This is a genomic window from Flavobacterium coralii (genome assembly GCF_019891545.1).
Taxonomy (GTDB): Bacteria; Bacteroidota; Bacteroidia; order Flavobacteriales; family Flavobacteriaceae; genus Flavobacterium; species Flavobacterium coralii.
On the sequence record NZ_JAHDIU010000002.1, the window covers coordinates 1 to 13,314 of the forward strand.

General features: G+C 38.6%; 14 protein-coding genes. 9 read left to right on the forward strand and 5 right to left on the reverse strand.

The features are described from left to right. Positions 1-846, forward strand: an 846-nt coding sequence (locus tag KJK34_RS02715) for a T9SS type B sorting domain-containing protein (RefSeq protein ID WP_223052324.1), incomplete at its 5' end; no start/stop codon positions are given. Between the two features lie 167 nt (positions 847-1,013). Here the strand turns inward: KJK34_RS02715 and KJK34_RS02720 are convergent. Then, complete coding sequence (locus tag KJK34_RS02720; RefSeq protein WP_223052325.1) at positions 1,014-1,586, reverse strand: porin family protein; 573 nt, start codon at positions 1,584-1,586, stop codon at positions 1,014-1,016. Between the two features lie 222 nt (positions 1,587-1,808). Here KJK34_RS02720 and KJK34_RS02725 point away from each other — a divergent pair, with 222 nt between their 5' ends. The 4 genes from KJK34_RS02725 to KJK34_RS02740 all read left to right on the forward strand — a co-directional run bounded on the left by KJK34_RS02725 (position 1,809) and on the right by KJK34_RS02740 (position 5,929). Next, positions 1,809-2,336, forward strand: coding sequence for a porin family protein (locus KJK34_RS02725; RefSeq protein ID WP_223052326.1), 528 nt, complete (start codon positions 1,809-1,811; stop codon positions 2,334-2,336). A 30-nt stretch (positions 2,337-2,366) separates the two neighbouring features. Further along, positions 2,367-2,915, forward strand: coding sequence for a porin family protein (locus tag KJK34_RS02730; protein ID WP_223052327.1), 549 nt, complete (start codon positions 2,367-2,369; stop codon positions 2,913-2,915). 125 nt (positions 2,916-3,040) lie between these two features. Beyond that, positions 3,041-3,454 (forward strand): type II 3-dehydroquinate dehydratase, encoded by a 414-nt coding sequence (gene aroQ, locus KJK34_RS02735; protein ID WP_223052328.1) that lies wholly within the window; start codon positions 3,041-3,043, stop codon positions 3,452-3,454. Between the two features lie 3 nt (positions 3,455-3,457). Next, complete coding sequence (locus tag KJK34_RS02740) at positions 3,458-5,929, forward strand: DUF5686 and carboxypeptidase regulatory-like domain-containing protein (protein WP_223052329.1); 2,472 nt, start codon at positions 3,458-3,460, stop codon at positions 5,927-5,929. Here KJK34_RS02740 and KJK34_RS02745 read toward each other — a convergent pair whose 3' ends face one another. Next, positions 5,930-6,373: a DUF4268 domain-containing protein gene (locus KJK34_RS02745; RefSeq protein ID WP_223052330.1), complete on the reverse strand. Its 444-nt coding sequence runs from the start codon at positions 6,371-6,373 to the stop codon at positions 5,930-5,932. 57 nt (positions 6,374-6,430) lie between these two features. Here KJK34_RS02745 and KJK34_RS02750 point away from each other — a divergent pair, with 57 nt between their 5' ends. The 4 genes from KJK34_RS02750 to KJK34_RS02765 all read left to right on the forward strand — a co-directional run bounded on the left by KJK34_RS02750 (position 6,431) and on the right by KJK34_RS02765 (position 9,611). After that, a complete protein-coding gene (locus tag KJK34_RS02750) occupies positions 6,431-7,069 on the forward strand; it encodes an NUDIX hydrolase (protein WP_223052331.1) in 639 nt (212 codons plus the stop codon). Positions 7,070-7,109: 40 nt separating this feature from the next. Beyond that, a complete protein-coding gene (locus tag KJK34_RS02755; protein ID WP_223052332.1) occupies positions 7,110-7,919 on the forward strand; it encodes a lysophospholipid acyltransferase family protein in 810 nt (269 codons plus the stop codon). An 86-nt stretch (positions 7,920-8,005) separates the two neighbouring features. Next, on the forward strand, positions 8,006-9,031 hold the full coding sequence (locus KJK34_RS02760) for a hypothetical protein (protein ID WP_223052333.1): 1,026 nt from the start codon (positions 8,006-8,008) through the stop codon (positions 9,029-9,031). Beyond that, the gene (locus KJK34_RS02765; protein WP_223052334.1) at positions 9,012-9,611 is read left to right on the forward strand and encodes a T9SS type A sorting domain-containing protein; all 600 of its coding nucleotides are present in this window, start codon (positions 9,012-9,014) and stop codon (positions 9,609-9,611) included. The genes KJK34_RS02760 and KJK34_RS02765 overlap by 20 nt, the downstream gene beginning before the upstream one ends. Positions 9,612-9,676: 65 nt before the next feature. On the opposite strand, the gene KJK34_RS02770 is transcribed toward KJK34_RS02765, so the two are convergent. Genes KJK34_RS02770 through KJK34_RS02780 form a run of 3 tightly spaced genes read right to left on the reverse strand, consistent with a single transcriptional unit; the run spans position 9,677 to position 13,309 of the window. After that, a complete protein-coding gene (locus tag KJK34_RS02770) occupies positions 9,677-11,794 on the reverse strand; it encodes a TonB-dependent receptor domain-containing protein (RefSeq protein WP_223052335.1) in 2,118 nt (705 codons plus the stop codon). A 25-nt stretch (positions 11,795-11,819) separates the two neighbouring features. After that, positions 11,820-12,668: a TraB/GumN family protein gene (locus KJK34_RS02775; protein ID WP_223052336.1), complete on the reverse strand. Its 849-nt coding sequence runs from the start codon at positions 12,666-12,668 to the stop codon at positions 11,820-11,822. Next, positions 12,668-13,309, reverse strand: a complete 642-nt coding sequence (locus tag KJK34_RS02780) for a DUF8845 family protein (protein WP_223052337.1) — start codon at positions 13,307-13,309, stop codon at positions 12,668-12,670. The genes KJK34_RS02775 and KJK34_RS02780 overlap by 1 nt, the downstream gene beginning before the upstream one ends. Positions 13,310-13,314: the final 5 nt, after the last annotated feature.

Consider the following 13,314-nt stretch of genomic DNA (forward strand, 5'->3'; position numbering starts at 1 on the left):
GAGCAGCTTCCGGAGCCACAACTGGAAGGCGGCACCATATGTGTGGACTTTGACACCAACGAAGTACTCAGCCCGCTGGTACTGGACACAGGCCTGGACGCCACCCATACCTTCATCTGGTATAAAGACGGCCAGGTAATAGCCGGCGCCACAGAGCCAACCTATGTAGTAACAGAGGCAGGTAATTATACTGTAGAAGCCATCAACGCCTTCGGCTGTATCAGCGACCCTATAGCACCGGTAACCGTAGAAAGGAGCGGCCCTGCCAGCCTTGCCCTGAGCAGCTACACCGTGAGCGGCGCCTTCAGCGATGAGCAGACCATCACCATCACCACCGACGGTTATGGCGAGTACGAATACCAGTTGGATTACGGCCCGTGGCAGGACAGCAACGTGTTCACCAACGTATCACCGGGGCTGCACGAAGTACACATCAGGGACAAAGGTGCGTGTGCAGAGTACACCATCACCCTGAGCGATGTAAGCATCATCGACTACCCGAGGTATTTTACACCTAACGGAGACGGATACCACGACTACTGGAACATTTACGGACTGAGCGGACAAGGCGATGCGCTTATCTACATCTTTGACCGCTACGGCAAGCTCATCAAGCAGATCAGCTCGCAGAGCAGGGGATGGGACGGCACCTTCAATGGCAGCCCGCTACCGGCAGACGACTACTGGTTCAGTGTAACCTATAAAGAGTTCGTAACCCGTATGGTAGCCTTAAGAGACGCGAACGGCCAGATCATAAGGGATCCTGATACCAACGAACCGATGATGGTAGAAGATACCGTAGAACTTCCATTCGAGTTCAAGGCGCACTTCTCGCTTAAACGATAATTAATAAACTTAAATAAAAAAGCAGCCCGGATTTCCGGGCTGCTTTTTTTATGTATATATATTATACCTTTTGCTTTACTCACAACACTAAAATGGTTAAGCATATTTATATAAAAATAGCCCCCGAATCGGAGGCTATTTTCTAAATTTATAAACCGGTAATTTTATTACAGCTTCAATCCAACAGATAGTGAAAATACATTATTGTACTTTTCATTTTCAAAAATCGCGCTGTCATTTATATCTGTAAGCCCTACGCTGTATCGCGCCTGCACAAACATACCCCAGTCAAAATAATATTCCACACCTGCATTAAAAGAGATGTCGCTATCTTTATAGCTGTCCCACACATCAAACAGGCCGGTCATGTTATCATCACTTTCTACAGATAAAAGCCTGCCATATTGAGGGCCTGCTTCTATATTCAACCCATCTTTAATATAATATTTAAACATAATGGGTATAATAAGATAGTTTAGTCCTATTTCGCTCCTTGTGTCTCCGTCTGCTAACTTAGCTCCCTGTGTTGAATATAAGATTTCTGACTGAATACTGATTGTTTCATTCAACACGAGTTCTCCTATAGCACCCGCAGTATATCCTATTATTGCCCCGTCGGTTTTAGGTTCGCTCCTAATGTTGGCAAAATTAAGTCCGAATTTTGGGCCTATCCTGAAATCCTGAGCCTGTGCTACATTAAAGGCCATTAGTGCTGTAACTGATAGTAATATTTTTTTCATGTATAAAAATTTTATGGCGGTAAAAATACATTTTTTTAATAGGAAAAAATTTAAGTTGTTGGCTATTTTTTATTAAAATTTTAGGAATTACTTAACTGATGCTAATGTACCTTCGCATTATAATGAAACTGAAATAAGGGTAATGCTGAATTTAGTGCCAGCCTTTGCTGTATAGTAAATTATGCTATTTTTGTGTGCATAAAACATAACACAAATTAAAGTATGAAAAAATTTTTACTTGCAGCAGGCATATTTATAGCGGGTATTACCACTTGCCATTCACAGGCATTTGGTGTAAAAGCGGGTATAAACTTTGCCAATTTCAGGGGAGATGATGCAGATGATTTTAACGTTCTTTCAGGTTTTCATGGCGGTATTGTAGCAGAAATGCGCCTGTTAGATGCATTAAGCGTACAGCCTGAGTTTTTGTATTCTGTTCAGGGAGCGAAAACAAAAGATGAAACCTACAAGCTGAATTATGTTAACCTGCCTGTAATGCTTAAACTGTATTTTACAGACAGCTTTAATATACATGCGGGGCCACAGATAGGACTGCTTATAAGCGAATCTGACAGTTTTACTCCGTTTGAAAGTAATACCTATGATTTAGGCCTTGCTGCAGGTTTAGAGTTTTTCTTTGCTGATAACTTTTCTGCTCAGGCACGTTATGTTGCAGGTAACAGTGAAGTATCAGATAACAGTAAACTTAAAAACACTGTTGTTCAGCTATCATTATGCTATATGTTCTAAAACAGGTATAAACCAATAAAACTGATTAACATGAAGAAAATTTTATTTTTAGCAGTAGCACTTTTAGGTGCAGTAGCCATGCAGGCACAAGGTGTGAACTTTGGTGTTAAAGCCGGAGCCAACTTTTCTAACTTAACAGGTGATATAGATTCTGATGGTATTACAAGTTTTCACGCAGGTGCTGTACTTGAACTTAACCTTGTACCGACTTTCTCTATACAGGCAGAAGGTTTGTTCTCCTCTCAGGGTGGTAAAGCAAAGTTTGAAGCAGAAGGTGTTGTAGGTGTTGCAGAAGATATAAACCTTGATTATATATCAGTACCGGTAATGGCTAAATTTTATGTGCTGCCAAACTCACTTAGCGTTATGGCGGGCCCACAGTTTTCATTTCTTGTAGATGAGGCTGAGGAAGCATGGGATACTAAAAGTTTTGATATGGCTGCTGCCGGTGGTGTAGAGCTTAAAATTATTGCCGGACTTTTTGCCCAGGCCCGTTATACAATTGGTTTAACAGATGTATCTGATAACATAGATGCAAAAAACGCTGTTTTCCAGTTATCTGTCGGATACTTTTTCTAAAAGAAAAATCCCTATAACTATAAACCGGCTTATGCCGGTTTTTTTATATGCTGTATTTGTTAAAATTACTGTTATAGCACATACAAGTATGGCAATTGAATGATTATTTTTACAAAAAGAGCAATATGCATCTATTAATAATTAATGGCCCTAACCTTAACCTTTTAGGTAAGCGGGAGCCTGAGGTATATGGTACTGAAACTTTTGAAGACTTCCTCGAAAAGCTAAGGGCTGATTTTCCTGATACGGAAATCAGCTATTACCAAAGTAATATAGAAGGAGAAATCATTACAAAATTACAGGAAGCAGGCTTTGCCCTCGATGGCATTGTTTTAAATGCCGGGGCTTACACTCATACTTCTGTAGGTATTGCAGATGCCGTAAAAGCCGTAAATGCGCCGGTAATAGAAGTACATATTTCTAATACATATTCACGCGAAACATTTCGCCACCAGTCTTACCTTTCACCTGTATGTGCGGGGGTAATAGTCGGTTTTGGCTTAAAAGGCTACAAGCTGGCCATCCAATCTTTTCTGTAATTTATGAGAAAGTGCCTTTTATTGATATTGATGATGTTGTGCATTTGTGCAAATGCGCAGATTAAAGGCACTGTAACTGCTGCCGATGGTGAACCTGTGGCATTTGCCAATATTGCGGTTAAGGGCACATATAACAGTACGGCATCTAACGAAGATGGTACCTACAGCCTTGCAGCCGAAAAACCAGGAGAATATACTTTAATGATAAGGAGCCTTGGCTACACTACAGAAATAGCTACAATAACAGCCGACAGCCTGCCTTATACATTCAATATTGTGATGAAGCCTGCTGCTTACAGCCGCACCCAAATGGCAGTAACGGCAAATAATACAGAAAACAGTGTTATAGATAGAGCAATTGCTAACAGGAGCAGGAATGCCGCTAAGACCGCTGAATATGAAGCTGATTTTTACTCGCGTGGTTCATATACCATTAAAAATGTACCACGTAAGCTGTTGGGCAAACGCCTTAGCGACCTTCAGGGCAGGCTTGATACTACAGGAAGCGGTATTATATACCTTTCTGAAACGGTGTCGAGGATAAAGTACCAAAGGCCGGACAAAATGCACGAGAGGGTAATGGCATCAAAAATAAGCGGCGATGATAAAGGGTATAGTTACAACAGTGCATCTGCTGCTGAATTTGATTTTTACCAAAAGTACCTGTCTTTTGATGTAAGTGCAGTATCACCCATATCGGAAGAGGCACCTGATTACTACCGTTTTGACACAGAAAGTACGTTTTATGACAATAACCAAAAGATCTATAAAGTAAAAGTTACACCTTTAGAAAGCAATACAGCAGCATTTCACGGCTATATTTATCTTTTGGAAGAAACAGGCGAACTATATGCTGTGGAGCTTACTATTGAAGGGAGAAGGGTAGGGCAGCCCCTTTTAGAAAACCTTACCATCAAGCAGCTTTACGGCTATAATGGTACTGAAGGTATATGGACTAAAAATGTACAGTCGTTAAACTTTGCATTTTCTGTATTTGGTGTCGAAGCTGAAGGTGACTTTCTTCATGTTTACAGTAATTACAATTTAAATCCTGGCTTTACGAGTAAGACTTTTGGCAACGAGATTATGTTTGTTGAGGAAGATGCAAACAAAAAGCCCGGTGATTACTGGGGAAAGAAGAGGCCGATACCGCTAACAGAAGAAGAGCTTGCCGATTATATCGAAAAAGATAGTATTGAGAATATTATAACATCAGCCCCTTATCTGCGTGCCAGCGACAGCATCAGGAACCGCTATAAACTATTATCGCCTGCATTAGGGCATACCTATTATAATTCTATAGATAGTTGGCAGATAAAATATTCAGGAGTGTTATTAAGCCTCGGCTTTAATACGGTACAGGCGTATGCTTTGTCGCCATCATTCTATTATACCTTTACCAATGATGAGGATAACACCAGTACAACTGTAGGCACCGACCTTAATTACGGGTTTGCAGAAAAACGCTTCAGGGCTACCGGAACCATATCGCACAAATTCAACAATTTCAATAAACGGACATTAACATTAAAGGGAGGAAGTAGCATTCAACAATTTAATCCAGAAAGGCCGATAAATAGGATTGTAAATAGTATCAGTACGTTATTCTTTAAAGATAACTATATGAAACTGTATGATAATACATTTGTAAACTTATCGTATGAAGAAGAGGTTGTTAACGGCATCATGCTTTATGGCAGTTTTGAATATACCCGACGGAAACCGCTGTTTAACAACACCAATTTTTCTACCCTTAAAGACCTTTACGACCCATACACGTCAAATAATCCGTTACTGCCTTATGATTATGAAACACCTGCGTTCTTAAAACACGATATGCTAAGGGCGTCGGTAGCGGCACAGTTCAGTTTCGGGCAAAAATACCGGATTCGCCCTTCGGGTAAAGAAGATGTACCCAATCCGCTCTATCCGGTAGTTTATGTAAAGTTTGAGAAAGGTTTCGGAGCCAGTATAGACGATTATAACTTTAACCACCTCTCTGCAAAAGTAAATTACATACTTAATATTGGGCAGTATGGTGAAACAGGAACAGCTGTAAGGGCAGGTAAGTTTTTTGACAGCGATAATATTGCTTTTACGGACTATAGGCACTTTAACGGCAACCGTACCCATGTGGGCCGCTCTGAACGCTACCTTAATGTATTTAATTTTTTACCGTACTACACACACAGCACTAATGACAGTTATATAGAAGGACATGCAGAGCATAACTTTAAAGGCTTTATAACCAATAAAATTCCGCTTATAAATAAGCTTAACTACCATTTGGTTGGCGGCTACCATATTTTATCAATACCCGGCAGGAATCCTTATATGGAATATACCATAGGGCTTGATAACCTGGGCTGGGGTAAAGTACGTTTTTTACGTGTTGATTATATAAGAGCCTACGAGAATGGTTTTATAGGCGATGGAGTGGTTATTGGCTTGTCGTTTCTTGATATACTGGAGTAGTTATGTGTTAATATCAAGGTCGCGTATATAATCTTCATATTCATAAAAAAACATTTCGAACGCTGTCATTTTTTCAGCGAAAAAATCAAAAACAGCATCCCATGTAGCTTTGTTGTAAAGGCTTATACCTGTTAGTGTAACATATATACGGCTAATTTCTTTTCCGCTTTCAAGATAATGCTCTCTTTCGAAAACGGCATCAGGCACATGTTCTTCCAGTAATATGTTTTTTAAAGACTCCATTTTCTCAAAATAAATGCGGCGCTTATCATCTTCTTTAGGCTCAATATCCAGCATAACCATGGCTTTTTTGTTGTCCACATAAAATTTGAAAGACACATCTTTTATTTTGGTATCATACAAAAGCCACTTTCGCGGATAGGTATCTGCAAATGTTGTCCAGAATTCTTTTTTTATCTGTTGTGCTTCGGCCTTGCTGAACATAAGGTATAGGTGTTGTGCGGTTTTTAATGTATATTTACGGGTAATATTATACCCCAGATGCAGTTTACTGAATTTGTAAAATACCTCCCAAAAATACAAAAAGAGCAGCTACCGGCTGTTAAAGCACATTTAAAAATGGCTCCGCTGGAGCGGGTACAATCATTATCAGCCAATTATTATGCCGATAAAAACCCAAGGCCTTCTGCTGTGATGATGCTTTTTTATCCTAAGGGTGATGAAGCAAGCCTGATACTGATAAAGCGTAATACCTATCCCGGAGTACACTCTGCACAGGTATCATTTCCAGGCGGAAAAGCAGAACCTGAAGATAAAGACCTTTCCGCTACAGCCCTAAGGGAAACCTGTGAGGAGATTGGTGTTACAGCAAATGAGATTGACATTGTAATGCCGTTTACAGAGCTTTATATACCACCAAGTAACTTTTTAGTATATCCTTTTTTAGGTGTAGCAGCTAACACACCGGCATTTAATCCTGACCCTTCTGAGGTATCAGAACTTATAGAATTGCCGCTTCAAACATTTCTTGATGATTCAATTATTGTAACATCAGAATTGCAAACATCTTATGCTGAACGCATTGCAGTACCCGGATTTAAAGTGGGCGAACATTTTGTTTGGGGCGCTACAGCAATGATAATGAGCGAGCTTAAAGAAACTATAAAAAGCGTGCTATAACATCAGGTTTTTGTAATTTTGCCTTTTTGATTTAATAAAAATGGGATTATTCAGGAGAAATCCTTTCGGGCATATACTTTTCCTTAAAAAATGGCTGATACGCGTTTTTGGGATACTTACCCACAGGCGCTACAGTGGCTTTAACGAACTTAACGTAGAGGGTTCAGAAATTATCCGTTCATTGCCGGATACCAATGTACTTTTTATCTCAAACCACCAGACTTACTTTGCCGATGTTGTGGCAATGTTCCATGTGTTTAATGCCAGCTTGAAGGGACGTGAAGACAATATTAAAAACATTGGTTATATATGGCACCCCAAGCTGAATATTTATTATGTAGCCGCGAAGGAAACTATGAAGGCGGGCCTTTTGCCCCGCATTCTGGCTTATGCCGGCGCTATTACCGTAGAACGTACTTGGAGGGCAAAAGGCAAAGAAGTGCAGCGCGAGGTAAACCCTAATGACACCGAAAATATTAAAATAGCCCTAAAGGACGGTTGGGTTATAACATTCCCCCAGGGCACCACAAAGCCTTTTAAGCCTATTCGCAAAGGGACTGCGCATATCATTAAGCAACACAAACCTATAGTTGTGCCTATTGTAATTGATGGCTTTCGCCGCTCCTTCGATAAGAAGGGACTCCGCCTTAAAAAGAAAGGTATTTTGCAATCTTTTATAGTGAAAGAACCACTTCATATAGATTATGAAAATGAATCTATTGAAAGCATTCTTGAAAAGATCGAATATGCAATAGAGCAGCACCCTTCTTTCCTTAAAGTAATACCTGCCGAGATACTTGAAGCACAGGAAGAGCTAAACAAAAAACGAAAGTGGATTATTGATTTATAAAGATTTTTCTTTATAAATTAACTTAATATTAACATTGTAAGAATTAGATTTAGTTAGTTTTAGACATCAACTTAAATCTAATTATTATGAAATTAAAATTTTTTTTAGTAGTGGGGCTTTTGGCAAGTTCAACTTTTTATGCCCAAATTTATTCTGAACCTTCGAGCGCAGGTAATAACGGAAATAAAGCTGTATACTTAGGAGATAATGCCGGAGCTTCCGCAACATCTAATACAAACAATAATACATTTATAGGTTACAACGCAGGCGAAAATACAAATGGAGATTCGACAGTTAATCAGGGGTATGCTAATACGTTTATAGGAGCTCATTCAGGTCAAAACAATACGATTGGAAGAAGTAATGTATTTGTGGGAGATCGTTCAGGTTTTACAACTACTGGAGGGACATTTAATGTATATATAGGTGCTGAAAGTGGAAGATTAAATCAAACAGGTGGAGGTAATGTATTTATTGGAGCTAATTCTGGCGAATCAAATACAGCTAGTAATAATGTTTTTATTGGAGAAGAGGCAGGATATACTAATCTGGGAGAATCAAATATTTTTTTAGGTCATGAAGCAGGTAGAAATCATTCAGGATCTAATATGCTTATTGTAGATAATTCTTCTACTGCCAATCCTTTAATTTATGGAGAATTTGATAACAATATATTAATCTTTAATACTCAAAGGATCGGTATAGGATATGAAAATTTAGGTAGTTCAGAATTTGGATTTGGTGGATTTCCAACTGTAACATCTCCAGACCTTACAAACTACAGGCTTTTTATCAAAGGTGGAATTTTAGCAGAAGAAGTTAGGGTTCGTACTGACTTATGGCCTGACTATGTTTTTACAAGCGAGTACAACCTCATGCCGCTTACTGAAGTTGAACAATTTATTGCTGAAAATGGCCATTTGCCTAACATGCCAAGTGCTAAAGAAGTAGAGGAAGAAGGCCTGGCGCTTGGCGATATGGTTAAACGCCAACAAGAGAAAATAGAAGAACTTACCTTGCATCTTATTGAGCAGCAAAAAGAAATGAATATCCTTAGAGAACAAGTTCAACTATTACTAAACAGCGCTCAAAATGAAAAGAGAGATAAATAAACTATGTTATCTGATAATATTGATGTTATCATATTGGGGAGCATCGGGGCAAACAACAGAATGTTTAGAGTGTCCTGATATTACAACGCCTGTTGCTACAGGTATGTTAGACGAGCAGGAAGCCGAAATATGTATATATGCGAGTAATTCAATCGCTGATGATGCATCTGCAATTTACCACGCAGGTACAGAAGTGGTGTTAGAAGAAGGTTTTGAAGCCCTGTATGGCAGTATAGACCGTTTTTATGTAGAGGGTTGTTCAGGAAATTTTGCCGTGCGTCAGGCTATGCATCAGGAGGAGCAGGAAGATAAAACAAAAGAGATGTCACCTGTAGGTAACGGCACAATTATTTACCCTAATCCTGTAGAGAATGAACTAACCATCACCACACAGGATAATTTAATGATAACTGCTATCAACCTTTACTCTGTAGAAGGAAAACTGATTTTAAATAACGTATCTTCGCAAAAGTCTAATACTTATATGTTAGATCTTAGCAGCGTTACTAAAGGTGTTTACTTATTATCTGTTGAAACCAATGATGGTAAAACAGAGATAAGTAAGATTGTTAAGAAATAATTTGATGGCAGTTTCAGAATATTTCAAGCATAAATTAGTGTTTGATGTAGCTGAAACTGCCTTTTTTAATTCCCAATTAAATCGTTATCCTGTTGCTTTTTCTCATTAGTAAGGATATTACCTTCTTCTTTTGCAAGTTTATTTTTAGAAGGGATCTTGTAATTTAATGATATCCCAATCCTGCGGGAGTCGTACTTGTTATCATAAAGCAGGTTGGTACCTGTAATACCAAAGTATTGGTGGTTGGTATTAAAAATATCATTAGCATATACAGAAATGGAAAGATTATCTGATAAAAACTTACGTGAAAAAGTAAGGTCAACCTGCTGGTAAAGCGGTTTCCTTACATTGTAATAGTAATAGTTACCCCCGGTATTTGATGTAGTATAATTTGCGGTAAACTTTATCTTTTTTGGCAGGACAAGCTGTGATGTGAGGTTAAAATTCCACACACTTTTTAAATCAACTCCCCGTATAATATGCTTTTGGTTACCTGCGTATATATACAAAAAGTTGATCTCATCAGGGTTAAAATCCATTTTAAGGGTTTCTGCAAGCCCTTTGGTAAATAACATGTAGGGCAGGGGTATTCCGAAATTAAAGTTGTGTATAGTAAGTTTATCAAGGTTTTCCGATACACTGGCGGCACCATCAGGAGTATTGATAATACGGCTGATGATTTGGTTTTGGGCATCAGTAACCGAATAGTTTATAAAAAAGTATTCAAAGGCATTAAGCTGTACCTCAAAGTTGTGGTATATGGTAGGCTGAAGGTTAGGGTTACCAAAAAAAGTAACATTTGGGTTTTGGTAACTGGTGTTGTTAGGGTTTAGTGCAGCGGTATCAGGCAGCCTGATTTTTTTGTTATAGTTGGCATTAATATTTACCTGCGACATAAAATTATACTGTGCTGTGGCATTCGGGAAAAAACGCACCTGGCTAAAAGGGATAAGATCATCGGTATCTGTAGTGCCTTCAATGTCATAAGACTCAAGCCTTCCGCCTAATATAAATTCAAATTTTTTATAATTAGCCTGAAACTCTGTGTATGCCGCAAGTGTACTCCTGGTATAATCTAAGTTTGTGATATTAAAACTTTCTGTCTCAAAATCAAGTAAGTCAGCCAGAGTACCGGCACTTATTTTTGACTTATCCAAAAAAGATATCTCCTGAGAATAATCTGCCCTGAACTGGTAAAAATTCTGGTTGCTGTTATTGTTTAATACAGGATTACTGGTGAGCCTTGAATTTAGGTCGTTCTCGTTGCTGTTGTCATTAAAATTTAACCTGATATCCAGCTTTTTAAAAGGGTCATCAAATCTTTTTTGGTACGTGAACATTATATCGTGGTACAGCGAACCCGACATACTTTTATCATCTGTAGCAAAACCTTCTCCAAAGGCTGCTATATAAGCGTTATTGTCACTGGTTGTTATATCATAGTTAACCAGCAGGCGGTCTTTTTTAACATCGAATTTAAGCCCTGTTTTTAAGTAATAGAATCGGTTATAGCGGTCAGAAAAATTATTGGACAGCACTACATCCGCATCCTGAAAGTTACTCCTGCTAAAGCTTTCACCATAGCTTTGCCCTGCCTGTACCTGCCAACTGAATAACTTATTTGCGGCACTAAGTGTCATGCTGTTGTTAAACCTGTGGCGCGTATTATCATAATTGGTAAAGCTATACCCCCCAGAGTAAGTTGCGCTTAAATATTTTTTGGCTTTTTTAGATGTTACGATGTTAATTATCGCCCCGCCGGATGTTGCCGGAAATTCTGCCCCGGGATTGGTTATAACCTCTACTTTTTCTATTGCGCTTGCCGGCATACCTTCAAGGTAGGCATTAAGCTCGTTAGAATAGATGTTTAAAGGGCGCCCGTCCATAAATACCTGTAGCTGTTTCCCCTGGTACAGCATTCCGGCTACATCTGATATTATAAGTCCGGGCAGCTTTTTAAGCCCTTCCATTAAGGAGCCTGAGTTTAGGTAAGCCTGTTCAGAGAAGTCGAATATAGTCCTGTCAGCCCTGCGTTCTACCGCTTTTTTCTTTTTTTCTACTACCACTTCTTTCAGCTGTTCCGTTTCCATTACTGCTGTAGAATCTTTTTTTACAGTTGTTTCTTCCTGGCAGAAGACATGTAGTGATAAAAGAAAAATAAAGAACGTAAGGCAGATTTTCATAGTTGGATGGTTTGTAATGTTGCGTTTATTGTGTAACAGCTTCTACTGTATAACCTTTTTGCCGCAATAAATTAATAACCCCGTTTTCGCCAGGCAGATGTGCAGCACCTACTCCGAAGAATGTAGGTGTTACCTTAGCCGCAGCCTCAATTTCCGGTATCCAGTTTTTATTACGTTTGTCTAAAAGTTCTGTATCTTCCTCAGCAGAGTTTTCTTCTTTAACAAGTTCAAAAATGGCTTTAAGATCTTCTTTTTTGTATAAATCCATCCATTTTACAAACTCTGCGGCTTTGTTTTCAATTTCTTCTTTTGCAAGCTCAATTAGATTATCCATCTGTCGCTGGTAAGGTATTGCATCAAAAACAGCCATTTGGTCTTCTACGGTTTCAAGGCCGTAAACTTTTTCTTCCTGCTGCTTTGATAGTTTTATAAGTTCCTGTTCTACAGATTGTATTGGACATGTAAGCATTTTTGGTAAAACCATCATTTCTACAATAGCAGGCTTAAAATTATCAATTGTGGTGAGCATTGCACCTGTGTTTTTAAAAACATACTTCTTTACGGTTTCATAATCTTCCGCACTTGCCAACTGACTCATTTTAACTCCGTCTTTCATAACAGAATGCTTAAACATTACTGTCATTAATGATGGATCGGTCATATCAATCTCAAGGTAAAGCTGCGTGGTGTTATCCATTGCTTTTTTCACTTTATTGCTTAAAGTGGCATCACAAGTGATATGAAATGTACCAAAAAGATAAGAAGGTTCTTTAAGCCCGTTGCCGGTAATTTTCCATAAAAGCGAATTTTCGAGCTGTTGTGCCGTGCATAGAAGCGGCAATGCAGATAACAGCAGTAAAAGAAACTTTTTCATTACAGGTCAAGTTTTTTAAGTTCTTCATAATTGCGGTGAAGGCGTTTTAGCAGCAGGCCGTACAGCAATTTGTAAAACAACCAGAATCCTCCTAGTATAATACCAGTTATTAACAACGCAATGCCAATATATATGCAGTAAAACCACATAATATCACCATTTTCTTCATATACATGTATGGTGTTAACCAATTGTGGGTCATACAAAAAGTAAAGTGTAAATAACACTGCAAAACCTATAAAATAATATACAAGCACTGTTATAATATAATTTGTTACAGCCCTTTTTGTCTTAAGAATGTTGCGCATTAATACTTGTGCGTTATCTGTTACCTTTATTTTACGGTAATTACCATAAAATATGGAAACAAATACTATTACTATAACATAATTAACGTAGTCTAAAATACGCACAATGTAGCCTGCCTCAAAATTATTGACATGCTGCGACTGTGGGGAGTCTCTAAGCAGGAATGAAATTCCGAGCCAAAAGGCAAATTCTATTATACTCAGAATCAGTATCCATTTTACGATAGAAGAAGACCGTTTATGCAGCATGGCATAAATATCCTTTTCCGAAAAACGGGGATAGTTAATTTCGCTTTTCTTCCAGTCGCTTTTTAATTTATCTAATGCATCCATATCCA